Annotated in this window: 22 protein-coding genes, 2 pseudogenes and 1 riboswitch; of the genes and pseudogenes, 9 read left to right on the forward strand and 15 right to left on the reverse strand. The window is 66.0% G+C overall.

The window, feature by feature from the left end:
- Nucleotides 1-17: 17 nt before the first annotated feature.
- The gene (locus LIG30_RS05205) at nucleotides 18-1,082 is read left to right on the forward strand and encodes a glycosyltransferase family 2 protein (protein ID WP_038710246.1); all 1,065 of its coding nucleotides are present in this window, start codon (nucleotides 18-20) and stop codon (nucleotides 1,080-1,082) included.
- 26 nt (nucleotides 1,083-1,108) lie between these two features.
- Nucleotides 1,109-1,495: a GtrA family protein gene (locus LIG30_RS05210; RefSeq protein WP_038710248.1), complete on the forward strand. Its 387-nt coding sequence runs from the start codon at nucleotides 1,109-1,111 to the stop codon at nucleotides 1,493-1,495.
- A gap of 7 nt (nucleotides 1,496-1,502) precedes the next feature.
- Here the strand turns inward: LIG30_RS05210 and LIG30_RS05215 are convergent, their stop codons facing one another.
- A complete protein-coding gene (locus LIG30_RS05215; RefSeq protein WP_038710250.1) occupies nucleotides 1,503-2,999 on the reverse strand; it encodes a sigma-54 dependent transcriptional regulator in 1,497 nt (498 codons plus the stop codon).
- Nucleotides 3,000-3,605: 606 nt separating this feature from the next.
- Here LIG30_RS05215 and LIG30_RS05220 point away from each other — a divergent pair.
- Both LIG30_RS05220 and LIG30_RS05225 read left to right on the forward strand, forming a co-directional pair.
- Entirely contained in the window at nucleotides 3,606-3,947 is a 342-nt protein-coding gene (locus tag LIG30_RS05220) for an FKBP-type peptidyl-prolyl cis-trans isomerase (protein WP_038710251.1), read from the forward strand.
- Nucleotides 3,948-3,969: 22 nt separating this feature from the next.
- Complete coding sequence (locus tag LIG30_RS05225) at nucleotides 3,970-4,743, forward strand: AraC family transcriptional regulator (protein ID WP_038710252.1); 774 nt, start codon at nucleotides 3,970-3,972, stop codon at nucleotides 4,741-4,743.
- Nucleotides 4,744-4,837: 94 nt separating this feature from the next.
- Here LIG30_RS05225 and LIG30_RS05230 read toward each other — a convergent pair whose 3' ends face one another.
- The 3 genes from LIG30_RS05230 to LIG30_RS05240 form a co-directional block, all read right to left on the reverse strand.
- A complete protein-coding gene (locus tag LIG30_RS05230; RefSeq protein WP_038710255.1) occupies nucleotides 4,838-5,419 on the reverse strand; it encodes a DUF3501 family protein in 582 nt (193 codons plus the stop codon).
- 24 nt (nucleotides 5,420-5,443) lie between these two features.
- Nucleotides 5,444-6,781: a heterodisulfide reductase-related iron-sulfur binding cluster gene (locus LIG30_RS05235; protein WP_038710256.1), complete on the reverse strand. Its 1,338-nt coding sequence runs from the start codon at nucleotides 6,779-6,781 to the stop codon at nucleotides 5,444-5,446.
- 144 nt (nucleotides 6,782-6,925) lie between these two features.
- Nucleotides 6,926-7,348: a rubrerythrin family protein gene (locus LIG30_RS05240; protein WP_038710402.1), complete on the reverse strand. Its 423-nt coding sequence runs from the start codon at nucleotides 7,346-7,348 to the stop codon at nucleotides 6,926-6,928.
- Between the two features lie 266 nt (nucleotides 7,349-7,614).
- On the opposite strand from LIG30_RS05240, the gene LIG30_RS05245 reads away from it, so the two are divergent.
- From LIG30_RS05245 to LIG30_RS05260, 3 genes are all read left to right on the forward strand, one after another.
- The gene (locus LIG30_RS05245) at nucleotides 7,615-9,444 is read left to right on the forward strand and encodes an ExeM/NucH family extracellular endonuclease (protein WP_038710258.1); all 1,830 of its coding nucleotides are present in this window, start codon (nucleotides 7,615-7,617) and stop codon (nucleotides 9,442-9,444) included.
- Nucleotides 9,445-9,744: 300 nt separating this feature from the next.
- Nucleotides 9,745-10,119 carry a DUF883 family protein gene (locus LIG30_RS05255; RefSeq protein WP_038710260.1) on the forward strand — a complete coding sequence of 125 codons (375 nt, stop codon included), beginning with the start codon at nucleotides 9,745-9,747 and terminating at the stop codon, nucleotides 10,117-10,119.
- 176 nt (nucleotides 10,120-10,295) lie between these two features.
- Nucleotides 10,296-11,348 (forward strand): AI-2E family transporter, encoded by a 1,053-nt coding sequence (locus tag LIG30_RS05260; RefSeq protein WP_038710261.1) that lies wholly within the window; start codon nucleotides 10,296-10,298, stop codon nucleotides 11,346-11,348.
- A gap of 73 nt (nucleotides 11,349-11,421) precedes the next feature.
- Here the strand turns inward: LIG30_RS05260 and LIG30_RS05265 are convergent, their stop codons facing one another.
- The 5 genes and pseudogenes from LIG30_RS05265 to LIG30_RS05280 all read right to left on the reverse strand — a co-directional run bounded on the left by LIG30_RS05265 (nucleotide 11,422) and on the right by LIG30_RS05280 (nucleotide 16,485).
- On the reverse strand, nucleotides 11,422-12,210 hold the full coding sequence (locus LIG30_RS05265; RefSeq protein ID WP_038710262.1) for an SDR family oxidoreductase: 789 nt from the start codon (nucleotides 12,208-12,210) through the stop codon (nucleotides 11,422-11,424).
- A gap of 221 nt (nucleotides 12,211-12,431) precedes the next feature.
- Nucleotides 12,432-12,859: pseudogene (locus LIG30_RS27605) on the reverse strand (IS3 family transposase); the annotation flags it as partial.
- Between the two features lie 126 nt (nucleotides 12,860-12,985).
- Entirely contained in the window at nucleotides 12,986-13,936 is a 951-nt protein-coding gene (locus tag LIG30_RS05270) for a helix-turn-helix domain-containing protein (RefSeq protein ID WP_083493913.1), read from the reverse strand.
- Nucleotides 13,937-15,092: 1,156 nt separating this feature from the next.
- Nucleotides 15,093-15,326, reverse strand: coding sequence for a flagellar transcriptional regulator FlhD (locus LIG30_RS05275; RefSeq protein ID WP_038710264.1), 234 nt, complete (start codon nucleotides 15,324-15,326; stop codon nucleotides 15,093-15,095).
- A gap of 277 nt (nucleotides 15,327-15,603) precedes the next feature.
- Nucleotides 15,604-16,485: a Dyp-type peroxidase gene (locus LIG30_RS05280; RefSeq protein ID WP_038710265.1), complete on the reverse strand. Its 882-nt coding sequence runs from the start codon at nucleotides 16,483-16,485 to the stop codon at nucleotides 15,604-15,606.
- 825 nt (nucleotides 16,486-17,310) lie between these two features.
- Between LIG30_RS05280 and LIG30_RS27140 the strand changes: the two are divergent.
- Nucleotides 17,311-18,028, forward strand: a pseudogene (locus tag LIG30_RS27140) (ABC transporter ATP-binding protein).
- Nucleotides 18,029-18,148: 120 nt separating this feature from the next.
- Here LIG30_RS27140 and LIG30_RS27440 read toward each other — a convergent pair.
- The 4 genes from LIG30_RS27440 to LIG30_RS05300 form a co-directional block, all read right to left on the reverse strand.
- Nucleotides 18,149-18,283 (reverse strand): hypothetical protein, encoded by a 135-nt coding sequence (locus tag LIG30_RS27440; RefSeq protein WP_268760685.1) that lies wholly within the window; start codon nucleotides 18,281-18,283, stop codon nucleotides 18,149-18,151.
- 49 nt (nucleotides 18,284-18,332) lie between these two features.
- Entirely contained in the window at nucleotides 18,333-19,220 is an 888-nt protein-coding gene (locus LIG30_RS05290) for a hypothetical protein (protein ID WP_235510195.1), read from the reverse strand.
- A 424-nt stretch (nucleotides 19,221-19,644) separates the two neighbouring features.
- Nucleotides 19,645-20,892: a voltage-gated chloride channel family protein gene (locus tag LIG30_RS05295; protein WP_038710266.1), complete on the reverse strand. Its 1,248-nt coding sequence runs from the start codon at nucleotides 20,890-20,892 to the stop codon at nucleotides 19,645-19,647.
- A 77-nt stretch (nucleotides 20,893-20,969) separates the two neighbouring features.
- Nucleotides 20,970-21,035: riboswitch (Fluoride riboswitch) on the reverse strand.
- 41 nt (nucleotides 21,036-21,076) lie between these two features.
- Nucleotides 21,077-22,210 carry a hybrid sensor histidine kinase/response regulator gene (locus LIG30_RS05300; protein ID WP_038710267.1) on the reverse strand — a complete coding sequence of 378 codons (1,134 nt, stop codon included), beginning with the start codon at nucleotides 22,208-22,210 and terminating at the stop codon, nucleotides 21,077-21,079.
- Nucleotides 22,211-22,541: 331 nt separating this feature from the next.
- Between LIG30_RS05300 and LIG30_RS27610 the strand changes: the two genes are divergently transcribed.
- Entirely contained in the window at nucleotides 22,542-22,802 is a 261-nt protein-coding gene (locus LIG30_RS27610; RefSeq protein WP_083493914.1) for a transposase, read from the forward strand.
- Nucleotides 22,803-22,950: 148 nt separating this feature from the next.
- Here the strand turns inward: LIG30_RS27610 and LIG30_RS05305 are convergent, their stop codons facing one another.
- Together LIG30_RS05305 and LIG30_RS05310 are read right to left on the reverse strand one after the other, a co-directional pair.
- Nucleotides 22,951-23,679, reverse strand: a complete 729-nt coding sequence (locus tag LIG30_RS05305; protein WP_235510196.1) for a GntR family transcriptional regulator — start codon at nucleotides 23,677-23,679, stop codon at nucleotides 22,951-22,953.
- 269 nt (nucleotides 23,680-23,948) lie between these two features.
- On the reverse strand, nucleotides 23,949-24,794 hold the full coding sequence (locus LIG30_RS05310; protein ID WP_442856841.1) for a TauD/TfdA dioxygenase family protein: 846 nt from the start codon (nucleotides 24,792-24,794) through the stop codon (nucleotides 23,949-23,951).
- Nucleotides 24,795-24,947: the final 153 nt, after the last annotated feature.

A 24,947-nucleotide genomic window follows, 5' to 3' on the forward strand; every position in this document is an offset into this window, starting at 1 on the left:
CATTACAGGGGAACGTCATGCACGCGCACATCCAGAAGCCGCTCATCTCGCTGGTCGCGCCTTTCTACAACGAAGGCGAAGCCGTCGGACGCTTTTTCGACGCCGTGCTGCCGCTGATGAGCGGGATCGACGGGATCCGCTTCGAGATCGTCTGCGTCAACGACGGCAGTCGCGACGACACGCTCGACCGGCTGATCGCGGTCAGCGCGCGAGACCCGCGCGTGCGCGTGATCGACCTCACGCGCAACTTCGGCAAGGAAGCGGCGCTGACGGCGGGCATCGACGAAGCGCTCGGCGACGCGGTGATCCCGATCGACGCCGACCTGCAGGACCCGCCGAGCCTGATCCCGGTGATGATCGCGCACTGGCGCGACGGCGCGGAGGTGGTCGCGGCCAGGCGCAGCGACCGCGCCTGCGACTCGTTCGCGAAACGCACCGCCGCATCGCTCTACTATCGCGTGCACAACGCGCTGTCGGACGTGAAACTGCCCGAGAACGTCGGCGATTTCCGGCTGATGGACCGCCAGGTCGTCAATGCGCTGCGCAGCCTGCCGGAGCGGCGGCGCTTCATGAAGGGGCTGTTCGCGTGGGTCGGCTTCCGGACGGTGATCGTCGAATACCAGCGGGAGGCGCGCAGCGCCGGGCATTCGAAGTTCTCGGGATGGAAGCTGTGGAACTTCGCGCTCGAAGGCATCACGAGCTTCAGCACCGTGCCGCTGCGAAGCTGGACCTACATCGGGCTCGGCATCGCCGCGCTCGCGTTCCTGTACGGCGCGTTCATCGTCGGGCGCACGCTCGTGTTCGGCAATCCGGTGCCGGGCTACGCGTCGATCATCTCGGTGATGCTGTTCATCGGCGGCATCGAGCTGATCGGCATCGGCGTCGTCGGCGAATACATCGGACGGATCTACGACGAATCGAAGGAGCGGCCCGTGTATCTCGTGCGCCGCCGCTATCAGGCGCGCAGCAAGGTGACGACGCTGCCGGTCGCGCGCGATCCGGCGCGCCACGCGACGGTCGCCGCCCGTGCGGACGTCGCGCGGCGGCGTACGATGACCCGCCAACGGGTCGCCGCGCGGTGACGCGCGCCGCCTCACGGAGACTGCCGATGATCCGCGCCCTCTATGCGGCCGAGCGCGACCGGCTCGTGCGCTTCGGCGTGTCGGGCCTCTGCTCGACGGCGATTCACGCGCTCATCGCGTCCGCGATGTTTGCGCTCGCCGATGCGACGCCCGTCGCCGCAAACGCGGCGGCGTTCGTCTGCGCGACGGTGTTCTCGTACCTGGCCAATACGCTGTGGAGTTTCTCCGCGACGGTGCGATGGGGCAATCTGCTGCGCTTCCTGACGGTTGCGCTGTCGGGCCTCGTCGAGACGATGCTGCTTGCCCGCGGCACCGAGGCGCTGGGCCTCGCTGCCGCGTGGAGCATCGTCGCGGTCGTTCTTTTCGTGCCCCCGGTGACGTTCGTGCTGCACCGGCTCTGGACCTACCGGTGAGCGCCGCTCAGCCGACCTGCTGGCGGCCTGCGTCGTCCGGCGGGTCGCCGTCCTTGCCGTCCTTGACTTCCTTCCCGCCGTTGTCCCCGTTGTCGCTCAGGCCGTGCTCGATCATCATCCGGTAGAGCGTGACCCGCGAGATGCCCAGTTCCGCCGCGGCCTTGTTGATCCGGTGATCGTTGCGCAACAGCGCGTTCTCGATCGCGGTGCGCTCCGCCATCGCGCGCGCCTGCTCGAGCGTCACGGGCTCGCTTTCGCCCGGCGTCTCGAGGCCGAGGTCGTGCGGCGTCAGGAGCCGGCTCTCGGCCATCACGATCGCGCGCCGCACCCGGTTGATCAGCTCGCGCACGTTGCCGGGCCATTCGTAACGACGCATCGCGTCGAGCGCCGACGACGTGAAGCCGCTGATCTTGCGGCCGCTGTCGCTCTTGTGTTTCTGCAGCACGTAATGCGCGAGGATCTCGATGTCCTTGCCGCGCGCACGCAGCGGCGGCTCGTGAATCCGCAGCACGCACAGCCGGTGATAGAGGTCCGAGCGGAAGCGCCCGTCCTGCACCGCGCCGTCGAGATCGACGTGCGTGGCCGACACGATCCGCACGTCGACGGCCATCGATTCGTTGCCGCCGAGCCGCTCGATCTTGCGGATTTCGAGGAAGCGCAGCAGGCTCGCCTGCGCTTCCAGCGGCATGTCGCCGATTTCGTCGAGGAACAGCGTGCCGCCGTTCGCGGCCTCGATGCGGCCCGCGCGCCGCTGGCTCGCGCCGGTGAACGCGCCGCGTTCGTAGCCGAACAGCTCGGACTGCAGCAGATGGTGCGGAATCGCGCCGCAGTTGATCGCGACGAACGGCCCCTTGCTGCGCGCCGAGCGCTCGTGGATCGCGAGCGCGGTCAGCTCCTTGCCGGTGCCGGACTCGCCGGAGATGAACACGCTGGCGTCGGTCTTCGCGACCTTGCGGATCGTGCTGAAGAGTTGCTGCATCGCCTCGCAGTTGCCGATCATCCCGTGCTCGCCGATCGACGCGGCATAGGCCGCGCCGTCCACGCGATCGAGCGCGGCCATGCCGCGCGCATGCCCGAGCACGTGCGAGATCCATTCGTACGGGAGCGGCAGCGTCACGTAATCGAAACAATAGCTGCGGATCAGCTCGCGCACCGCCGGGCCGATCGACGCGCCGGCCCTCGCGATCGAGATCCAGCCGATCGCCGACTGGCTCAGGCACCCCTTGAGCGCCGGAAAATCGCGCGCGCTAAAGCCCGTGAAATCGACGAGACCGGCGGCGACGCCTGCGCCGGCCGTCATGTTCTGCGCCGCGCCCGCCGTCTTCGCGACGGTGATGTCCCAGCCGAGCGTGCGCAACTGCTCGAGCAGCGATTCCTCGGGCGAACGCGCGATCACGAACAGCCGCCGCCCCGCTTCCGGCGCCGTGATCGACGCGAGCGGCACGTCGTCGCCGCGTGCGGCAGATGCCGACCCGCTGGCCGTCTCGGGTGATTTTGCAACCATCGTTGTTCCCCGCTTAGCGTTGGTATCGCGCTTCGGCTTGCCAATTGCTCGACGTGCGGCAGGCCAGGCGTTTGAACCGACATATTGGCCGGAAATCCGTCTGAATAAAATACCCTGCATCCCGCCTGGCCAACCGAAGCCTGCCCTGAGCGGTATAACGATGCCCGCGAGTCGCGACTAGATGGGTGTTTTCCCGGTGGCGCCGCGCGGCGAACGCGAGCAGCCGATCCCGGCGACGCGCCGCAAGCGGGGCGCGAACGCTCGGCCCGCCCGGCAGGAAAGAGGGTGCGGCCGGACATGGCCGGGCGGCGCGGGAGAGCGCGCGAGCACGGCCCGGCCATGCCGATATCGCGCCGGATCGGCGCGGCGCGGCGCACGCGCGCTCGCGTGCCAACCCGGTCGGCTTTGCCCAATCCTCAGACATCGGCCATTGACGCGCCCGCGCAACACTCTCGCGGCGGTTGTCGCGCCGCTACGGATGGAAACAGGGCCTGAAGAAACCCGGCCATTCACGCAGGACGGCCGCCGCCATGCACCGTCGTGCAGCATCGGCCCGCCCACTCCCCTACAATACCGGTTTCCCCCCAACACACTCAGGAGCAAGTCATGTCAGTCATCACGACGGAATCGGGCCTCAAATACGAAGACCTGACCGAAGGCACCGGCGCCGAGGCCAGCGCGGGCCAGACGGTCAGCGTGCACTACACCGGCTGGCTGACCGACGGTCAGAAGTTCGATTCGAGCAAGGACCGCAACGATCCGTTCGCGTTCGTGCTCGGCGGCGGCATGGTCATCAAGGGCTGGGACGAAGGCGTGCAGGGCATGAAAGTCGGCGGCGTGCGTCGTCTGACGATCCCGCCGCAACTCGGCTACGGTGTGCGCGGCGCAGGTGGCGTGATTCCGCCGAACGCGACGCTCGTCTTCGAAGTCGAGCTGCTCGACGTCTGACGCGGTCCGCACCGTTCTCCCGATGGAACGCATCCCGTCTCCGGCTATCGCGCTGCGCCGCTACGGCGCATCGGAAGCGTCTGACGTCCACGACTTTCATCAGGTCGTGCTCGGCATCGACGGTGCGATGGTGATGTCGGTGGACGGTGTCGGCCAGCGCATCGACCGGCATGCCGCCTGGCTGATTCCGGCCGGTGCGCGGCACGACTACGCCGGCCTCGGCGAGAACTGCCAACTGGTGCTCGACCTGCCGGCCGCGTCGCTCGCGGTGCCGCAGCGCCTGTTCGACACCGCGCGCGCCGTGACGATCGATCCCGGCCTGACGACGCTCGTCGCACAGGTCGCGGCGGCCGCGACACGGCTCGACGACGCGGCGGGCGACGCGCAGCGGGCCGCCGCGCACCGCTTCCAATGGCAGGCGGCCGCGCGGCTGTGCGGCGCGCTCGTCGGCGACAGCGGGATCGCCGCGCCGGTGTCGGGCCTCGATTTCGCGCGCATCGACCGCTGGCTGCGCGCGCGGCTCGCCGAACCGCTGCGGATCGCCGATCTCGCCGCGCACTGCGGCTTCGGCATGCGCCGCTTTCATCAATTGTTCGTCGACGCGTTCGGCGAAACCCCTCACCGCTATCTGCAACGGCTGCGGCTCGACGCCGCCGTGATCCTGCTCGCCGACGGGCGGCATACGCTCGCGGACGTCGCCTGCGAAGTCGGCTTCGCGGACCAGAGCGCGTTCACGCACGCGTTTTCCAGGCGCTTCGGCGTCGCGCCCGGCCGCTGGCGGGACGCGCAGCACTGACCGGAGGGACGCGAGCGCGCACCCGGCGCATGCGGGGGCGCTGCTGCGCTCGCGCGCCGGCCAGCGACGCCCCGCGTGTGAACAGCCGCCCGGCTCAGCGCAGATCCGCCGCGAGCGACGCGGCCACCTCGGGATCGACCGGCTGCGGCGGCACCGTGTAACCGGGATGATCGCAGCCGATCGACAGCGGCACGCCGCCCCTGAGCGCCTCGCGCATCGGCGGGCTCAGCTCGAAGCGCACGAAATGCACGGCGGAGGTCTTCTCGGCGGTGTCGCGCGCCAGATCCTCGTCGGCGATCGCATAGACGGGCGCATGCCCGTCGACCTGGACGAACACGCGATCCTCGACACCGATCAGCCGCGACAGCGCCGCGCGGCGCTCGATCTCGTTTTCGTATTCGATCTGCATCGTCGCCTTCAGGTTGGTGCCGTCGGGAACGAGCGGCAGATACGCGCCCAGCTCGCCGTCGATGCCCGCCTCGTCGAAGATCTTCTCGATGTGCAGCATCTCCTGGATCTGGTAGCGGATCGTCGTTTCGTCTTCGAACAGGAAGCGCAGATGATTGCCGAGCGGCACCGCGCGGCGCCGTTTGTGCTCGATGAGCCGGGCATGCTCGGCCTTGCGGATCTTCGCGTACGCTTCGAGCGTCAGCAGGGAATCACGAGTGAGCGTCATGGCGCGTCCTTGGCGAAGCGGAGCTCAGATGCCGTATGCGCGGCGCAGCAGCGTCAGCGGATGGGCGAGCGGTGCCTGCGGCAGCCCGCCCTCGTCGATGCCCTGCACGATGTGGTGGCCGGCGAGCGCGCAGTCGGACGACACATAGTCGGGCGCGGCCTCGGCCATCGCCTTGAACACGGGCTTGCCGATCCGCATCGCGTCCGCGTGGAAGCCCTTCTTCACGCCGAACGTGCCCGCATGCCCCGAGCAGCGCTCGACGACGTTCACGCGCGTTTCCGGCACGAGCGACAGCACGTCGGCGGTCTTGCGGCCGATGTTCTGCACGCGCGCATGGCACGGCACATGGTACGAAACCGTGCCCAGACCGGTCTTGAAATCGGTCTTCAACAGGCCGTCGCGATGCCGCGCGATCACGTATTCGAACGGATCCCAGAACGCGTCGGCGACGGCGCGCACCGCGTCGTCGTCCGGAAACATCAACGGCAGCTCGCTCTTGTACATCAGCACGCAGCTCGGGATCGCGCCGATCAGCGCATAACCTTCGCGCGCGTAGCGTTCGAGCACCGGGATGTTCTGCGCCTTCTTCGCCGCGACGCCGGCCAGATTGCCCTGCTCCAGCAGCGGCATCCCGCAGCACGCCTCGCGCGTCACCAGCTCGTACGGAATCTCGTTGTGCGCGAGGATCGCGAGCAGGTCGTGGCCGATGCCCGGCTCGTTGAAGTTGACGTAGCAGGTCGCGTAGATCGCGACCTTGCCCGGCGTGCGCGCGCCGTCGCGCACCGGATGGCCGCCCGAGGGCGTCGCGGCGCGCCGGAACTTGCGCGGCGCGAACTCGGGCAGCCATGCGCTGCGATCGACGCCGAGCGCCGCTTCGAGCGCGTGGCGCGCGGGTGGCGTGCGATTTACCGCGTTGACCGTCTGCGTGACGATCGGAATGCCCGCGAAATAGCCGAGCGCGTCGGTGTTCGACAGCACCTTGTCGCGCAGCGGCACCTCGCCGCGCCGGTAACGCGCCGCCTTGCCGCGCAGCATCAGGTGCGGGAAGTCGACGTTCCACGCGTGCGGCGGCACGTACGGGCACTTCGTCATGTAGCAGAGATCGCACAGATAGCACTGGTCGACCACCTGTGCGAACGCCGCCTTCTGCACTTCATGGATATCGCCGGTCGGCGTCTCGTCGACCAGGTCGAACAGTTTCGGGAACGCGCCGCACAGCGACACGCAGCGCCGGCAGCCCGCGCAGATATCGAACACGCGGGTCATCTCGGCGTCGATCGCCTCCTGATCGTAGAACGTGTCCGACTGCCAGTCGAGCGGATGCCGGGTGGGGGCTTCGAGACTGCCTTCCTTGTGTGGCATGGGACGCTCCAGCAGGACGAAAATGCGCGCGCCGGCACGCCGCTCGCGCCATGCGGCAAGCCACGCGCCGCCGCGGCGCGGCGACGGCAGGCACGCGCGGTGCCACAGCCGGCGCGCCGGAACCGGATGCCGGCGCTTCCCGGGTCAGTCGACGAGCGCGTCGAGCGCCTTCGTGTAGCGGTTCGCGTGACTGCGTTCGGCCTTCGCGAGCGTCTCGAACCAGTTCGCGATCTCTTCGAAACCCTCCTCGCGCGCGGTCTTCGCCATGCCGGGATACATGTCGGTGTATTCGTGGGTCTCGCCGGCGATCGCCGACTGCAGGTTCTGCCGCGACGAGCCGAACGGCAGGCCGGTCGCCGGATCACCGACCGCTTCGAGATACTCGAGATGGCCGTGCGCATGCCCGGTTTCGCCCTCGGCGGTCGAGCGGAACAGTGCGGCGACGTCGTTCTGGCCTTCGACGTCCGCCTTCGACGCGAAATACAGATAACGCCGGTTCGCCTGCGATTCGCCCGCGAACGCGTACTTCAGGTTCTCTTCGGTTTTGCTGCCTTTGAGCTGAGCCATCTGCGCCTCCATACACGCCGGCGCGGCCGAGCGCCGAGCCGGGCCGATGATTGTGGGGAACGATGCACGAGGCGCGATGCGCCCGGCGCCGTGCTTATTAATCTAGGCGCAGTCGCACGCATCCCCCAATAGGCTTTTTCAATCCTGGCGATAGCCGCGAGGCGGCGATGCCGCCTCGGCCGGACGGCATAATCCGGCCGATTCATGACACTTTCCCGTCAACATGCGTGACCGAACTCCCCCCTTCCACTCGTCCGGATCGCGCCATGCCTGCCTTGCTGCCATTGTTCGCACTCGCCGTCTCTCTCGCCGCCTGGGCCTCGGCCGGCATAGCCGCGCCGCCGGCCAGCGCCGCACCTCCCGTCAGAACGGCGCCGCCGGTCAGCCGCGGCTGCGGCGGCGCCAGCACGCCGATCGCCGATCTCAGGGGTGACGACGGCCCTTCGCCGCGGGCCGGACAGACGGTGTCGATCGAGGCCGTCGTCACGGCGGACTTCGGCGGTGCCGACGGCTTCGGCGGTTTCTTCGTGCAGCAGGCCGACGCGCAGCGGCGGCGGCCCGGCGTGTCGGACGGGCTGTTCGTGTACGCGCCGAAAGCGCGCGCAACCGCCGGCGATCTCGTGCATGTCACCGGCACGCTCGACGAGAAATACGGCCAGACGCAACTCACGCTGTCCGGGCCAATCGCGGTCTGCGCGCGCGGCCGGACCGTCACGCCGGCGACGCTCACGCTGCCCGTCGCGCACCCGTCGGTATTCCGTGCGCACGAGGGCATGTTCGTGCGCCTGCCGCAGACGCTCACGGTCAGCGAGACCTGGGAGCTGGGCCGCTACGGCAGCCTTCTGCTCAGCAACGGCCGGCTCCGCGCGCCGACCCACCTCGCCATGCCGGCGTCGGCCGGCGCGCAGGCCGACGCCAACGCGCGCAACCGAATCGTCCTCGACGACGGGTCGAGCAGACAGAATCCCGCCACGGTGCCCTACCCGTCGCCCGGGCTCAGCGCCGCGAACACGCTGCGCGCCGGCTATACGGCGAGCGGTGTCGAGGGCGTGCTGGAGATGCGCTACCACGCATGGCGGCTGCAACCGGTGCCGGGCGCGGCGCCCCCCGCATTCCACGCGGCGACCAATCCGCGGAGCGATGCGCCCGCGCGGCACCCCGGCGCCGACGTGCGCGTCGCCGCGTTCAACGTGCTGAACTACTTCAACGGCGACGGCCGCGGCGGCGGCTTCGACGCGCCCGGCAATCGCGGCGCGAAGACGCCCGCCGCGTTCGCGCGACAGGAAGCCAAGACCGTCGCCGCGCTGCGTGCGCTGCGAGCCGACGTGATCGGCCTGATGGAAGTCGCGAACAACGGCTATGGCGACACGAGCGCGGTGCGCCGCCTCGCATCGCGACTCGGCGCCGGCTGGCGCGTCGTCGAACCGGGCAGCGCGCGCCTCGGCGGGGACGCGATCGCGGTCGCGCTGCTGTACGACAGCCAGGCGGTCGAGCCGACCGGGCGCGCCGCGACGCTCGCGATCGGCAACCTGAGCCGCCCGCCGCTCGCGCAGACATTCCGGCGCATCGGCGGCACGCGCGCGGTCACGGTCGCGGTCAACCACCTCAAATCGAAGAACTGCCCGAACGCGGCGGGCGCCGATCTCGATCAGCGCGACGGCCAGGGCTGCTGGAATGCGACCCGCGTGCGCGCCGCCACGCGTGTCGCGGACTGGCTCGCGCGCGGGCCGACGGGGGCCGTATCGGACGGCGTGCTGCTGATCGGCGACCTGAACAGCTACGCGAAGGAAGACCCGATTCGCGCGCTCGAGGCGCGCAGCTACGTGAATCTCGTCGCGCGCTTCGTCGGCGACGATGCCTACAGCTTCGTGTATGGCGGCGAGGCGGGCTACCTCGACCATGCGCTCGCGACGCCGGCGCTCGCCGCCCGCGTCAAGGCCGTGCACGAATGGCACATCAATGCCGACGAGCCGGTCGCGCTGCAATACACGCCGGATTACAAGACAGCCGATCAGCAATCCCGCTACTACGCGCCGGACGCATACCGTTCGTCGGATCACGATCCGGTTCTGATCGACATCGCGCTCGACGGGTGAAGCGACTTGGCTGCCACGCGCGATCAGAAATCAATCGAATTTACCGATTCATCGCCAGGCAACGTCATTTTTACCGCATTCGTTCAAACCGCCGCGTGAATCCGCCTCCGCGCGATCCGGCCGCGTGCGGCGCGCATAAAAAAATCCAAACCCGCCAGGCCAGATGCGGCAAGGCTGTGCGCGCAACCGGCCGACAAAAGGCCGCGCGTCGCGAAACTCGCCCGGGCCGCGGGAATCAGACTGGTTGCAGCGATCCGTCTTATCTTCAAACTGGCTCGATTCATCAGGAGAACAACTACCATGGCGCTGACCGACACCGTCGAATACAAGCTTGACCGAGGCCTCTCCGAAGTCCGCCGCACCGGCCGTCACGTCGCGCGCACCACGCGCACGGCCGCGAACGACATCCATGCCGACCTGCGCGCGCTGGTCGACGAACTGGAAGCGTTGCTGAAGCAGGACGGCGGCGGCGACACCGCGACCTTGCAGCAACGCGTGCAGGATCGCCTCGCCGACGCCCGCCGCTCGCTCGACCACGCGTCGCACGCTGCGACGGGGACGCTGCGCGACTCCGCGGGGCGCGTATCGCAGGTCGTCCGCGACAATCCGTGGAAGACGGCGGGCGTCGTCGCCGGCCTCGCGCTCGTCGCGGGCGCGCTCCTGAGTCGCCGCTGACCGCACCGCGCCCGCATCCCGGCAACGCCGCGGCTTCGGCCGCGGCGTTTTCATGTGGCGCCCGGCGCGACACACGCCTATGACGGTCATGCCTTTGCGGGCATACTCCGGTTCTGGCCGAGCCGGGCATGCCGCCCGGATACCGAAACATTCCCATCCGACACGCGAACGACACCATGGTTAGCGGACACGACCATCAAAAATTCTTCCATCTCCTGCTGTTCGTCGTCACGGTCGGGCTCTGCTGGATTCTCGCGCCGTTCTTCGGCGCGGTCTTCTGGGGGACCATTCTGGCGATCCTGTTCATGCCGGTCCAGCGCTGGCTCGCCGCCCGCTTCGGCAAGCGGCGCAATCTCGCCGCACTCCTCACGATGTCGCTGGTCGTGCTGGTCGTGATCCTGCCGCTCGTGTTCGTCGCGGCCACGCTGGTGCAGGAGATCGCGTTCATCTACCAGGAGCTCAAGAACGCCCCGCCGAACTACATGCACTATTTCCAGGAGGTCGTCCATGCGCTGCCGGCTTCGATCCAGCGCCTGCTCGGCCGATACGGGCTGACCGACCTCCCCGGCATCCAGCGGAAGCTGACCGACGGTGCCGGCCAGATCAGCCAGTTCGTCGCGACCCAGGCGTTCAGCATCGGCCAGAACACGTTCCAGTTCATCGTGAGCTTCGGCGTGATGCTGTACCTGGTGTTCTTCCTGCTGCGCGACGGCGGCGAGATCGGCCGCCGCGTGCGCCGCGCGCTGCCGCTCGACGAGGAGCACAAGCAGTTGCTGCTGACGAAATTCACGACGGTCGTGCGCGCGACCGTGAAGGGCAACATCGCGGTCGCGCTCGTGCAGGGCGCGCTCGGCGGGTTGATCTTCTGGATTCTCGGCATTCAGGGCGTGGTGCTGTGGGGCTCGCTGATGGCCTTCCTGTCGCTGTTGCCCGCGATCGGCGCGGGTCTCGTGTGGGTGCCGGCCGCCCTCTATTTCCTGATGATCGGCGAGATCGTGAAATGCGTGATCCTGGTCGCGTTCTGCGTCGGTGTGATCGGGCTCGTCGACAACCTGCTGCGCCCGATCCTCGTCGGCAAGGACACCAAGATGCCGGACTGGGTCGTGCTGATCTCGACGCTCGGCGGCATGGCGCTGTTCGGCATCACCGGCTTCGTGATCGGGCCGCTCGTCGCCGCGCTGTTCATGGCGAGCTGGGACATCTTCGCGCGCGCCGAACAGGGCGAATGACGGCGCGCGGCGCCATGCCGGCGCACGCGCGATGCGGCATGCGCCACACGCCGCGCGGCATGCCGCATCAGCGTCAGACCGCGCGCATGCCGCCGTCGATCACCAGCTCCGCCGCCGTGACGAAACGGCTCTCGTCGGACGCCAGATAGACGACTGCATGCGCGACGTCGTCCGGCTCGCCGAGCCGCCGCATCGGGATGCCGCGCGCGAGCTTGCGCGTCGCGTCGCGCTCGCCGAGCTGCCGGAACAGCGGCTCGACGATCCCCGTGCGGATGAAGGCGGGGTGGATCGAGTTGCAGCGCACGTCGATCTCCTGGCGCGCGCAGTCGATCGCGACCGACTTGGTCAGCATCGCGACGGCGGCCTTCGACGTGTTGTAGGCGGTGAACTCCGGCTCGACCTTGAATGCCGCGACCGACGAGATGTTGATGATCGACGCGGGCTGGCTCGCGCGCAGATACGGCAGCGCATGCTTGCAGCCGAGCATGATGCTCTCGACGTTGATCTCCATCACGCGCCGCCATTCGTTCTGCTCGATCTGCTCGACCGTGCCCCTCGAGCCCACGCCCGCGTTGTTGACGAGCACCGACAGGCCGCCCATCACGTCGTTCGCCTGCGCGAGCAGCGCCTCCCAGCGCGCCTCGTCGCGCACATCCTGCACCGCGCCGAATGCGACCGGCGCGTCGAGCCCGTCGTTGAGCTCCTGCACGAACGCGTCGAGCACGGCCGCGTCGACCACGTCGGTCAGGAACACCCGCGCCCCCTGTTCGACCATGCGACGGGCGATCGCGCGGCCGAGGCCGCCCGATGCGCCCGTGACGTACGCGCACTTGCCCGCGAGACGGGAAGAAACGACTTTCATGTTGCACACACTCCTGGAAAAAGAATTGCCGGCGCGCATTCGAACGCGAACGCGTTGGTCATCGAAATACGGGGTCGCCGCCGCATTGTCGACGAGTATATCGAGGCGGCCGTGCGTTGCGGCAGGCGTGTCGAACAACGCGCCGGCCTGTGCAAGCACTGTCACGTTGACGGAGCGGAATCGTAAGATGTCGGAATGAAGAAGACGAAATCGCCCTATCACAGTCCCGCAAGTTTCATCAATCGGGCCACCTGATTCACGCCGCACCATTCGCCGGCCGCACGCAAATCATGCCAGACGCGAGGGCTTCCATAGGTCCTGTCGCTCAGTTCGAAACTTTCTCGAACCATGCGGATAAGCCGGGAATTTTCCTGTGCGCGTTTGCCGGGGGCGCGGCCAAACCATTCATAGAAGCCGCTATGCGAGACGCCGAGCAGCCGGCACATCACCCCAGTCGGCCAGACACCACGCTGCCGAGCTATCCAGGCGTACTTCACTCCGGGTCTTTCGCAAAGTAGCCGAGCGATTTTTTTAGGATGTCGCGCTCCATCGTTACCTTCTTCAATTCGCGCTGTAGGCGTTGAACCTCCGAGAGAGCCTCTGCTCGCAACGGCTTGCTGGCATCCATTTCCATGGCACCAGACAGAGCACGAGCCGGAACACGTTACGTAACACGCAATCGAAATTCGTTACGTAACGGGCATCAACACAACCGTTTTGCGTCGCTGCATATAAATCCAGCTGCGGCACTAAAAGGTGTTCCAACGCCTTCTTTCTAGCGCGCCATGCCGCACAGCTGCATGCCCAACGTGGCCCACGTAAGACTGATGCCGACATTCGCAATCCGATCCCGCTCTGCCGCACGGTATTCGGTCGGCGACATCGCCATCCGCTGGCGAAACAGCTTCGCAAGGCGCTCGCCGCTGCCGAGCCCCGCACGCCGCGCGACCTTGTCCGCGGGAAGCGTGGTATGAATCAGCATGTGGCACGCACGCTCGAGACGCACGTTCAGCACGAATTCCGTCGGCGTAACGCCGATTTCACTCTTGAAGCGTCGAAGGAAATTGCGCTCGCTCATCGCAACGGCCCGTGCCGCATTCGCGATCGAAATGCGACCGGTGCTTTCATTTCTCAGCTGCTGCAACGAAGTCCGGATCGACGGGCTTGCACTCAATTCGCGGACAGCCCAGGCCGACTGGACGAATTGCTCGTCAGTGGAGCGCGACATGCTCCGGGCAATCTCGCGGGCCGCCGACTCGCCGAGGTCGTACTCGACCAGAGACATTGCTGCTTCATACACGTCTTCCCGCGCGGGTGACGTGGAAATCCGGACAGCGTGATCCGGCGCCGACACCCGCTTCGAATTCGCGATTGCCGCAAGATTCGCTCCGACGACGATCATGCGGGCATTCGCCTCGATCTCGCGCAGGCGGCGGGAAAAAACCTCGCTCCAGACCGCCGGCGCAAAATCGCCGTGCAGGTGAAAGAATGCGTAAACGCGCCGGCAATGATCGTCGCCCAACGCATCGGTAGCAACTTGAACGCCTGTCGACGACTGGAGCAGTCCGCCGCTCGCGGAGAGGAACTGCAAATTGTAGGCGGTGTAGAAAGTCTGCAATCGGTTCGCCAGATTGAAAACTTCCACCACGCGCCCGGCCTCCGCCAAGGAAAATCCGGTGCTCAGGAAAATAACGATAATTCGTTGATCATTTGCGTTCACTTGCATCGCCCCCGACTCTTTGGTTTTCTCTCAAGCCACCGACGCTTATATGTTAGTTCGCCGCGTTCGCGCCATGGGTTATCTCATATTCACCCACATCATATCCCCCAATGAAATATTGTTGACAATGCTGTCCGACATAGACAAGGTTATGACGGATAAGAACAACCCTTCACCGCCCGCGCGGCAGCACCCCATTTGAGCAACTCGAACGTCAATATCAATGAAATCAATCACTTTTCATGCAATTCTATCGCCAACCGAATTTCATTCGACGTTCGTTAGCACTACTTTAATTTTCTCAACATTCGAAGTCGCCACTTGACAAGACGATTTCAAGTCGCCGCCATTGCAAAGCGCGCGCGCCTGCAACCGTTGCGCGGGTGTTGTCACAAACGCATTCCGGCTCTCTTGCCCGGCACCGCCCTGGCAGTCAATCGCCTGTCTGGCAAGCACTGCGCCGCCGCCGGCACGCTGCGCGCAGATAGAACAAGTATTCTAAAAACAGCCGGCGCATGGCGGATAACACAAACCATGACGGAAGCATCCGTGTGCACTCACCACCGGCCACGCCATCCGCCTGACATGACATTGGGCCTCAACCTGTCCCGATCAAAAAAAATCGCAATTATTTTTTTGAGAAAAACACAATTCATCACTTCGCAACATGCCGGCATCGGTCGCCCGCGACCTGGGCGCAACACATCTCCACGTAATCGTCATGCTCGATAAATCTCAACCGGCATCGGAAATGGCATTTCATTGGCCGGCATTACACGCGGATTGTCCGAACCCGACAGGGCGTTAACATTCCTACAACGCGACCTTGCCCTATATAATCGCCTCACCCGAATCGCTCAAATTCGAGTTGATGCTCGAATGAGCTGATTTCCCGGCCTGGTTCTGACTCTTACCTCGTGATGTCAGAACCTGTTCCGCCGACCGGTAACCGGTCGGCTTTTTTTTATCCGTCACTTCAAGGTGAAACGCTGTTTCGTTAGATATATGGAACGGCACATCAGGGTTCGGGCATCCGCCTGGAAGGCACCCGGGCAAAGCGGAGCCTCACGGCCCGAACCGGGTTCCTGCGCCGGGGATCGTACGACAATCAAGGCCGGCCGCCTCCCCCTCGCAAGATCGCAGAATCAGCCGCCTCGCGCCGTCACCCGCGGCCGATGGGCATATCGCTCCGGAAACGGCAGACGAGCGCCGTGCCGTCGGCCAGTCGATCGGCATGCTCGGGCGTCAGGCCGATGACCGCGTCAGCGGTTTCGTCGGAAATGCCGAGCATCAATTTGCCGTGCTCGCGATCGGCCAGCAACAAACGTTGTGCCAGCCGCACATACGCGCAGTTGAATTCGCTGACGGCATTCATCAGGTGTGCATCGTCTTCCATCCAGGTCTCTCCATCCGGCCGCGATTGTCGGCTATCCGGAAAGCAGGGGCTCCGTCGCCGGTCTGTCTTGTGTCATATCGCAGTGCAACATGGAAAGCATAAATGATTCTCGCATTCGCACAGCGGCCGGCTCTTGGTCAAATCCGCCATTTCGGCTCATGAGACACGCGGCGGCATCCGCGATGCGATCGCGATCGATTCACACGCAACCGCCAGTGACGGCCGCGGAGGGCGGGAACCACCACCCGGCCGCGTCCGTATTTCGCACGCGCGATGCTCAGAGGCCGAGCGCAGACAGGTCCGGCTTCCCGTCCTTCATCGGCGGACACCAGAAATACGCGCCCGTCAGCGGACGCGTGAAGCGGAACAGCCCGTCGACGATTCCGTCGTCCGCACCGAGCATGCGCCGCATCTGCACCTCGAACGCACGGAACGAGTGCGCGAACGCGACGAAATACAGTCCGGCGCGGCGCGCATCCGACCACGGCGCGGAACGGCGCAGCATGAACGCCTCCGGCGTGAAGCTCTCCTGCGCGGTGCGCTTCACGTGCGCAGACGGCGGCGCGTCATCCAGCTCTTCGTTGTCCGCTTTGCGGCGGCCGATGATGTTGTCCATCTCGTCCGACGGGATCGCTTCCATCCTGTCGAAATCGTGCAGCCACTGCTGCACCGCAACGAAGCTCCCGCCATCGCGCCCTGCCCCCTGCCCGGCGACGAACGCCGTGTCGAATGCATCGTCGCCGGTCGGGTTCTCGGTGCCGTCCTCGTAGCCGGACAGGTCGAGATCGTCGCCATAGCGGAACGCGTCGACCGCGCTCTGCAATTCGAACGCGGCCGCGAGCAGGCGCTCGATCCGGCGCGCGCGCAACGTGATTTCGCCGCGATCGTCGGAGCGCAGCCAGACCCACAGGTCGGCCGGCGTGACGGGCACCGCGACGCCGTTCGCGGACATCTCGGGAAAGGCTGTCAAACCGTCGACCGGCCGGCCGATGCGGGCCGCGAGCGAATGCCCGATGCCGATCACCGTGTCGCGGCCGTCGACGGCTTCGCGCAGCGCGCTCAGTGCCGCCGCGACCTGATCCTCGTTCGAGATCGTGAAAGTGAGGTATCGGGCCGCCGCATCGATCGGAGCCAGAATGCCTTGCTGAACGTTGCTCATCGTTTCCTCAGGGTGTCACGTGAATGTGGCCGGCGACACGCGGCCGTAGAGGCCCGCACACCGCGAGCCCGGCGCCCATGCGGCGGGCGCCGGCCCGGCGCCCGCGCCGGAAGCGTCAGGCAGTTTAATCGATGCGGCCGCCCACGGCCCGCGCCGCCTTCGCTCGGCATGCCGAACGGAAGCCTCGAAGACGAAACGTATCCCGGCGGCAACAGCGCATTCGCCTGACGTTGCCGCCGATCCTGCACGGCTGATAGAATCCGCCGTCTTTCTTTCAATATCATTTCATTTGCATGAAAGAGGGGTGCCTGATGCCTCGAATGCAGCCCGCCTCGCCTGGGCGGGGCGCTCGCCGACGCGGTCAGCTGCAACGCGGTCGTCAAGGCGTTCGGCGCGGAAACCCGCGAGGAGGCGCGTCTCACGCGCGTGATCGGCAAATGGCGGCAGCGTACGCGCCGCACCTGGGTGCGCGGCACGCTCAACGGCGGCGTGCAGGGCATGATGCTCGTCGCGATGCGGGCGGCAATCATCGGCGTGGCGCTCATGTTGTGGGCGCATGGCGAAGCGAGCGTCGGCGACGTCACGTTCGCGCTGACGATGTTCTTCATGCTGCAAGGCTATCTGCGCGACGTCGGCATGCACATCCGCAACCTGCAGCGCTCGGTCGACGACATGGAGGAGCTCGTCGCGCTCGATCGCCAGCCGTTCGGCATCGAGGACCGTCCCGGCGCGCCGCCGATCCGGATCACGCGCGGCGACATCCGTTTCGAGCATGTGACGTTCCGCTATGGCGGGCATGCGGCGCCGCTGTACGACGACTTCTCGATGCACATCGCGCCCGGCGAGCGAATCGGGCTCGTCGGCCACTCCGGCTCCGGCAAGACGACGTTCATCAAGCTGATCCAGCGGCTCTACGACGTATCGGGCGGCCGCATCACGATTGACGGGCAGGACATCGCGCAGGTGCGTCAGGGTTCGCTGCGCGGCCAGATCGCGATCGTCCAGCAGGAGCCGGTGCTGTTCCATCGCACGCTTGCAGAAAACATCGCGTATGCGCGCCCGGACGCGAGCCGTGCGGACATCGAGCGCGCACGATTTCATCGCGGCGCTGCCGGAGGGCTACGACACCCTCGTCGGCGAACGCGGCATCAAGCTGTCCGGCGGCGAACGCCAGCGCGTCGCCATTGCGAGGGCGTTTCTCGCCGATGCGCCGCTCCTGATCCTCGACGAAGCGACGTCGAGCCTCGACAGCGAAAGCGAGGTGCTGATCCAGCAGGCAATGGAGCGGCTCATGGAGGGACGCACGACGCTCGTCGTCGCGCATCGGCTGTCGACGGTGCGCGCGCTCGACCGGCTGCTCGTACTGGATCGCGGCAAAGTGATCGAGGAAGGCAGCCACGACGCACTGATCCGGCGCGAGGGCGGCGTCTATCGCCGGCTGTTCGAACGTCAGGCGCTCGAACTGGCGAGGGGGCTCGGCGCCGCGACTGCGCACGGCGAGCCCGCCAGCACGCGCTCGCGTGAGCAGCCCGCGGAAACGTGACGTGCCCGGCGGCACGCCGGACCGCAAGGCACGCCGCCGGCGCGACGCACTCGTCTCGCGACCCGCGTGGCCCGCATCACCCGCATCACCCGCGGCGGGCGCAGGCCACGCGCCGTCACGTCACACCGGGGCGCCGCTGCTGCCGCTGCCACCGCTTCCGCCGGTGCCGCCCGTCGGCTGGCGTGACGCGTTGCCCGCCGACGTCACGTCATTGTTCTCATCGATTTTCTCCGGTAGATCGTCACGTTCAGTCATCTAACTCCGCGGTTCTTACTTCCTTCAGAGCGCCCTGCACGCACTCGTCTTACGGTTGCGCCCCGCCCGACGGCGCCTGCGACGCCGACGCGCCGGCGGCCGGCTGCGCATACCGCTTGTATGCGTCGCGCATCCGGTAGAGCCGGGTCGCGAAATATTCGGCGCTGAAGCGCCCCTGGTTGAGCAGGAACTGTTGCGGGTTGTAGGCGAAGCCGAGGTTCTCCGAGCCGGTGTCCGACAGATAATTGGTCGAGCCGACCCGTGTGCGGAAATTGAGTGCGAACTGCTCTGCACCATTGATCTGCGCGACGCCAGGCTTCATGCCCTGGCGCGGCGTCAGCGGGAAGCTGATCGACGCGTCGACGAACGATCCGCGGCCGCTGTGCAATGCCTCGACGCTGAAAGAGACATCGTCGAACCACCGCGTCAGCACGATCAGCGGCCCCTTGTCCCCGCGGACGTAGCGGGCGACACCGGCCTCCACCCACATCTTCCACGTCGGCTGCACCCAGCGGTACGTCAGCACGGCGTTCTTCTCCGCCGGCAGCGCGTCCTTGCCGGGTTCCGCATGCAGGTACGCGAGCTTCAGCCGCACCACGTCCGGACGGCCCGGCACGAACAGGGGCGTCTCGTTTTCCACGCCGACGTATTGCAGATCGAACTTGCCGAGCGCGGTGACGTTGAATACGCGCGGCGCGATCCAGAAGCTCTGCGTCAGCGCAACGGTGGACAGCCCGCCGCGCAGCCGGGACTGCCTGTAGATCCGGCCGTTGTCCATGTTCCGGCTGTTCGCGAGCGGCACGATCACGCTCGTATACAACTCGGCGCCACGCCACAGCGGCACGAAGCCCTGGATGTTGGCGCCGACCGAGTAGTCGAAATTGCCGTACTCGGTGCCGTACAGATAGCAGGGGACGGGCGCGATCTGCACGCGCATCCAGCCGTGCTTGCGCGCGTTGCCCGTCCACGCGACCGAATCGCTGTCGAGCCGGTCGCCGCGTCCATAGCCAATCCGGATTCACACGAAGCCATCGAGAGCCGCGCCCCGGGCAAACGATCCACGCCGTCATGCTGAGCGGCCGGAATCGACGGCTCGTTCGCCCCATCCATCTATCAGGACTACAAAGCAATATGCATACCTGAATGCAGGTATGGTTGAATGTCGTGCCGGCCGGCCAGGAAATCATCCACGCTGCCGCAGCTACACCCTCGTGATTCGGCCGTCACCGCCAGCCAATCGGAAAACGGGATCGCCCGATACGGCCATTTTTCAGGCGATCACTTTCCGCGGCCAAGCTTAATTGATCTCGACGCAACAAGCGGTGTCAGATTCCTGGCTGAATCCGCCACATTCAAAATACTTACGTTTCCGCTACGGCCGACTCCTCCGCCCGCTTGCCGACGGCGACCCGCTGCGCGCGGTAAATCCCCGCATGCCCGGAGAACAGATAAGCGACGACGCACGCGACCATCGCATAGATGCCGACGTCCGCGCCAAACAACTCGATCGCCATGATCGTCGACGCGATGGGCGTATTGGCCGCCCCCGCGAACACGGCGACGAAGCCGAGCCCGGCCAGCAGCGGAACCGGCAGCGCGAGCACCTGCCCGAGCGCATTGCCGAGCGTCGCGCCGATATAGAACAGAGGCGTCACCTCACCGCCCTTGAAGCCCGACGCCAGCGTAACGACCGTGAACGCGAACTTCCCGGCGAAGTCGTATGCCGGCAGCGCGCCGTGAAACGCCGCTTCGATCGTCGGGATGCCAAGGCCGAGATACTGCGGCACGTTCAACACGGTCGCCGCGCCGGCGACGAGCACGCCGCCGAGCACCGGCTGCAGCGGCGCATAGCGGACGTGACGCCGGAACGCGGCAGCCAGCGCGTGCGTCGCCTGCGCAAACAGCCGCCCGACGACGCCGAACGCGATGCCCGCGACGACGGTGACGCCGAGTCCCGCCGCGGTGACGGCCGGCACGAACGGAACCGCGTATACGGTGTGATGCACGCCCCAGAGCCGGCACACGGCATCCGCGACGATCGCCGACGCGACGCAGGTCAGCAGCGCGTCGTAGCGCACCCGTCCGATCGCGAGGACTTCGAGGCCGAACACCGCGCCCGCGAGCGGCGTGCCGAACACCGACGCGAAGCCCGCCGCGATGCCGCCCATCAGCAGCACGCGCCGGTCACTGCGATTCAGGCGGAATACGTGCGTGACGCGGTCGGCGAGCGCGCCGCCCATCTGCACGGCCGTGCCTTCCCGCCCCGCCGAGCCGCCGAACAGGTGCGTGACGACGGTTGCGGCCAGCACGAGCGGGGCCATCCGCTTCGGCACGAGCGCCTTCGGATCGTGGATCTCGTCGATCAGCAGGTTGTTGCCGCGCGCGACCGACTGGCCGAAGCGGTGGTAGACCCAGCCGGTCGCGAAGCCCGCCGCAGGCAGCCCCCACACCAGCCACGGATGGGCGACGCGCGCGTCGGTCGCCCGGTCGAGCGCGACCAGGAAGAGCGCGGACGCCGATCCAGCGAGCGCGCCGAGCACGGACGAGAGCGCGAGCCAGCGGCACAGGTAGCGCGCGGTCGCGAACAGGTCGACAGTCGTGAATTTCATGATTTCCAGATTCGACAGAACATCAAACCTGGGCGGCAGGACACCGCAAGGACGGCCTACGACCTCCTGAGACCCAGGAACGCGCAGGCATCATCAGCCGGGCTACCGGCGGTTAAGGGAGGCATGCCATCTCCGAAGCGCGAATTGTACGCGACGCCGCTCACGGCACGCAACGCCGGTGCATTCACCGTTCCGGCCGGGCCGGCAGCCGGAGCGCCGCCATGAAGCCACGCGCGGAATCGCGCATCAGCACCTGCCCGCGATGCCGCGCGGCCGTCGCGCGCACGAACGCCAGCCCAAGGCCGAAGCCGTCGCGCGGCAGCCCGCAGGACAGCGCAAGCCGGTCAAACGCCCCGGCCGCCGCCGCGCGCCGCGCCGGCGCGATGCCCGCTCCGGCGTCCTCGACGGCGATCAGCCACGCGCCGCCGTCGGCGCGCAGCGTGCAATGCACGTCCGAACGCGCCGGACCGTGCTTCAGCGCGTTGTCGATCAGGTTCGCGACCGCGCGCGTCAGCATCATGCGGTCGCCCGTCGTCACGCATTCCGCATCCGGCACCTGCGCGACCACCCGGCTGTCGAAACAGGCGGCCTTCTCCCACAGCTGGTCCGCCGCATCGAACACGATTTCGTTGAGGCTCACGGCGTCGTGTGCGCACAGCTCCGATTGCGCGCGAGTCAGATGGATGAAGCCGTCGGCGAGCGCCAGCGCCCGCCGCGCATGGCCGGCGATCCGCTCGAGCAGCGGCGGCATCTCGCCATGCTCGCTCCGGTAGGCGTTCAGCAATGCAAGAATCGACGTCTGCGGCAAACGCATGTCGTGCGACAGGAAATCGAGCGCTTCGTCGCGCTGACGCGACATCAGGTACGCGTTTGCGTGATAGCGGATACGCGCCGCCACCTCGATGGCGTCGGGCAGCGTGACGAGATAGTCGCTTGCGCCCGCGAGGAACGCCTCCCGCTTGATCGCCGGCGCGTCCTCCGCGGACAGCACGATGACCGGCACACGCGACGCCGCCGCGCCGGCGCGCCATGCGCGCACCAGGTCCAGCCCGTCGATGTCCGGCATCGCGAGATCCTGCAGGATCACCGCGGGCCGGACTTCGCGCGCCGCCGCCATTGCTCCGTGCGCGTCCGCGCAAACGTGCAGGTCGAGATCGTGCTCGGCGCGCAACGCGCGCCTGAGGATCTCCGCGACGAGAACCCGATCGCTCACCAGCAGCACCGGAATGCCGGATTCTGCGCCGTCAGCCGGTTCTTCAACGCAAGATTCATGCACGCACGACGATCCTAAAACCGAATCTTTATTCGATTCTTTCATGTTCGTTGTTTATCGGGTTAATCCGCCCGTCTCTCAGGTGGACGCAGATGCCGCCTGCCATCGGCGATACCGAGCGGCGGGCGCAGACCGCCCGCCACGCGGGATGCAGGCGCTTCCCGCCGGCGCGCCGTTTCTCGTTAACCGATTGCTCTCGATGAATATAATCAAGCGATTCTAAATGAAAATATAAGACGACGCCCACACCGCTCCCATTTGATTTCGCCATGCATATAAATCGGCGGGAAAACGAAAAAGGATTCAGCGGAAATACTTGATTTGGAGTCGCCAACACCGGTGGACGAGACAGCGAACCAGAAGGCTCGTTTGGTGCATGGAGAGAAGGAAAGTCAGCAACGCGTTGTGGGCGGCGCTGGAGCCGTCGGTTCCGCAATTTGTGCCGCCACCGAAAGGCGGGCGTCGCCGTTCAGTTGATGAGCGCGCGGCCCTGAACGGCATTCCGTACATGCTGCACACGGGGATTCCACGGGAGCACCTGGCGCGGGAGCAGGGAGTCCGCGGCGGCATTTGCGCGACGGGGAAACGGCCAGCGCACAGGAAACGTTGCACCGGCCATGTCAACGACGCCGCGTGAGCATGACCAGATCGACTGAAAACGGGCCAGCATCAATCGATGCTCGGGCTGGAGCAGCCTGTCGCGAATGGCGAGTCCGTTGCGACAGGCAGCGAACGCGCGCTGCAAATCACCCTGCTGCGTCAGGGGAGGCGAGCACGACTTCGCGTCAGGCCGCTTTGGGCGCGCGCGTACGCCGGCTGTCTGCGGGCGTTGCCGCGATTGCGCGAATGGCAACTTCCCTGGCTTCGTCCAGCCGCGAGGCTGCAAGAGAAACCAGCAGTTTGCTGTCTCGCTTGATCGCGGCCTTTTGCAGCTCGCGCCAGTCCTTCAACGATGCGCGAATCGATTGTGGCGCAGCCACGAATCCCAGCCGGACATAACGCAGCGTTCGCAATGAGATGGAGTGCAGGATATCGACCAGAAGCCGATTGCGGCACAGGTTGATCGTGGAGAAATTCAGAAGGAAGCTTTCGACAGCATAAGCGTCTGCCGACTCCTCGGCGGCCTTGGTCAGTTTAGGCATGTACTCGGCCAGCAACGCCTCGAGCTCGGCCGGGCTTTCGTGCGCCACCTGTTCCAGCATCGTCAGATAAAGCACGCTGCGCACACGAAAGATGTCCCGAAGCTCGTTTTCGTCGGGCGCCGTGACGATCGCCCCGCGTCTCGCCTGAAACTCGATCAGGCGATCCCGCTCCAGTATGCGCATCGCTTCGCGCACTGGCGCACGGCTGACGTGCAGCACCTCGCTGATATCCTTCTCCAGCAAACGCTGCCCCGCTTGCACCAGGTCGAGCGTAATGACGCCGGCCAGCCGGACAGCGATCTGCTCGGCAATCGGCGCCGAGGCGTACGCCCATTCCTGCCCGCGCAGCACCGCCCGTTCGACCGCCAACATCAGTGAATTCCTGGGCGTAAGGAGCGCGGAGAGATCGGGAAGGTTTTGCGTTTTATTTCGGGCCATAACGTGTCGCGAGCTCGGTTTTTGTCGAATTTAACTCGTTCACATTATAGTCTCCGCGTTGTACGGTCGACAAAAATTCAGGGCTGCCTTGTTCGGGCTCAACCTTGCCATGACCGGTTAAAACCGATGCGACTCACCTGCGGCGGCCGGCCGAGCCCGATACCGCACGCCATCGGAAAAGCATCGCGCGGATGGGCAAGCCATCAATACGGCGTATCGCCTTCGATACCCGCTCGCTCCATCTTGCGCGGAGCCGGCCAATAATCCATGACCGCGTAATGCTGCGTTGACCGGTTGTCCCAGATCGCAACACTGTTCGGCTTCCAGCGGAAACGAACCTGATACTCGGGGATCGATGCCTGGCTTTGCAGGTAGTTCAGGAGAAGGCTCGCCCCTGGCGTCTTGTCCAGGCCGTAACGCACATTCTCGGCCGTATGGTAGTTGGCGAAATGCGTTGTGAAGCTCCCGACGTACAGGATCTTCTCGCCAGTCTCCGGGTGCGTCCGCACGACCGGGTGTTCCACCTCCGGATTCTGTGCCGCGAGCTTTCTTCGCTCGTCCAGATCCATGACCGCGCCGAACGAGTGCTCGATGCTGCTTTTTGCTCTCAATCCGGCGATGCGTTTCTTGATGTCTTCAGGCAGTTTCCTGTACGCCTCGACCATGTTGACCCAGATGGTGTCACCGCCGACCTCCGGACACTCGATGCAGCGCAATACGGCACCCATGGAGGGTTTCGCCCGCCAAAGCCCGTCGGTGTGGTAGTTGTTTTCATAAGGGTTTTTCTCGTCCGATCGATAGATCCGCACGAGGCCCGGATGCTCCGGATCGCTTCCCGCAACGGGATGATCTTCCAGCTTGCCGAAGCCGCTCGCAAAGGCGACATGCTCCTCTCGAGAGATATCCTGATCCCGGAAAAAGAGGACTCGGTGCTTAAGCAGCAGCGCCTTGATTTCTGCGAACAGCGACGCGTCCCTGGATGCCTCCCCCAAATTCACACCGAACACCTCGGCACCGATGCAAGCCGTCAATCTTTCTACTTTGATCATGAGCGATATCTCCTGGTATTTGGCAGGCATTTCATCAAGTCACCACGATCCCTGTCAGGCGCCGCCGCTCTGCGAAACCGTGGAACATTGCTGCCTGTCCTTCTGCCTGACAAGATAGCACCCAGCTCAATTCTTGTCGACATTAATGTTGGA

Origin of the sequence: Burkholderia sp. lig30 (genome assembly GCF_000687455.2) — a bacterium.
GTDB lineage: Bacteria > Pseudomonadota > Gammaproteobacteria > Burkholderiales > Burkholderiaceae > Burkholderia.

Excerpts from the sequence above, each read along its gene's own strand:
- LIG30_RS27610 (WP_083493914.1), top strand. The coding sequence starts at position 22,542 with ATGGAGAGAAGGAAAGTCAGCAACGCGTTGTGGGCGGCGCTGGAGCCG.
- LIG30_RS05305 (WP_235510196.1), bottom strand. The coding sequence starts at position 23,679 with ATGTTGGCGGTCGAACGGGCGGTGCTGCGCGGGCAGGAATGGGCGTAC.
- LIG30_RS05265 (WP_038710262.1), bottom strand. The coding sequence starts at position 12,210 with ATGAAAGTCGTTTCTTCCCGTCTCGCGGGCAAGTGCGCGTACGTCACG.
- LIG30_RS05275 (WP_038710264.1), bottom strand. The coding sequence starts at position 15,326 with ATGGAAGACGATGCACACCTGATGAATGCCGTCAGCGAATTCAACTGC.
- LIG30_RS05235 (WP_038710256.1), bottom strand. The coding sequence starts at position 6,781 with ATGCCACACAAGGAAGGCAGTCTCGAAGCCCCCACCCGGCATCCGCTC.
- LIG30_RS05245 (WP_038710258.1), top strand. The coding sequence starts at position 7,615 with ATGCCTGCCTTGCTGCCATTGTTCGCACTCGCCGTCTCTCTCGCCGCC.
- LIG30_RS05255 (WP_038710260.1), top strand. The coding sequence starts at position 9,745 with ATGGCGCTGACCGACACCGTCGAATACAAGCTTGACCGAGGCCTCTCC.
- LIG30_RS05300 (WP_038710267.1), bottom strand. The coding sequence starts at position 22,210 with ATGAAAGAATCGAATAAAGATTCGGTTTTAGGATCGTCGTGCGTGCAT.
- LIG30_RS05310 (WP_442856841.1), bottom strand. The coding sequence starts at position 24,794 with ATGATCAAAGTAGAAAGATTGACGGCTTGCATCGGTGCCGAGGTGTTC.
- LIG30_RS05205 (WP_038710246.1), top strand. The coding sequence starts at position 18 with ATGCACGCGCACATCCAGAAGCCGCTCATCTCGCTGGTCGCGCCTTTC.
- LIG30_RS05290 (WP_235510195.1), bottom strand. The coding sequence starts at position 19,220 with ATGCGCGTGCAGATCGCGCCCGTCCCCTGCTATCTGTACGGCACCGAG.
- LIG30_RS05280 (WP_038710265.1), bottom strand. The coding sequence starts at position 16,485 with ATGAGCAACGTTCAGCAAGGCATTCTGGCTCCGATCGATGCGGCGGCC.
- LIG30_RS05295 (WP_038710266.1), bottom strand. The coding sequence starts at position 20,892 with ATGAAATTCACGACTGTCGACCTGTTCGCGACCGCGCGCTACCTGTGC.
- LIG30_RS27440 (WP_268760685.1), bottom strand. The coding sequence starts at position 18,283 with ATGACTGAACGTGACGATCTACCGGAGAAAATCGATGAGAACAATGAC.
- LIG30_RS05230 (WP_038710255.1), bottom strand. The coding sequence starts at position 5,419 with ATGACGCTCACTCGTGATTCCCTGCTGACGCTCGAAGCGTACGCGAAG.
- LIG30_RS05240 (WP_038710402.1), bottom strand. The coding sequence starts at position 7,348 with ATGGCTCAGCTCAAAGGCAGCAAAACCGAAGAGAACCTGAAGTACGCG.
- LIG30_RS05220 (WP_038710251.1), top strand. The coding sequence starts at position 3,606 with ATGTCAGTCATCACGACGGAATCGGGCCTCAAATACGAAGACCTGACC.
- LIG30_RS05225 (WP_038710252.1), top strand. The coding sequence starts at position 3,970 with ATGGAACGCATCCCGTCTCCGGCTATCGCGCTGCGCCGCTACGGCGCA.
- LIG30_RS05215 (WP_038710250.1), bottom strand. The coding sequence starts at position 2,999 with ATGGTTGCAAAATCACCCGAGACGGCCAGCGGGTCGGCATCTGCCGCA.
- LIG30_RS05260 (WP_038710261.1), top strand. The coding sequence starts at position 10,296 with ATGGTTAGCGGACACGACCATCAAAAATTCTTCCATCTCCTGCTGTTC.
- LIG30_RS05210 (WP_038710248.1), top strand. The coding sequence starts at position 1,109 with ATGATCCGCGCCCTCTATGCGGCCGAGCGCGACCGGCTCGTGCGCTTC.
- LIG30_RS05270 (WP_083493913.1), bottom strand. The coding sequence starts at position 13,936 with ATGCAAGTGAACGCAAATGATCAACGAATTATCGTTATTTTCCTGAGC.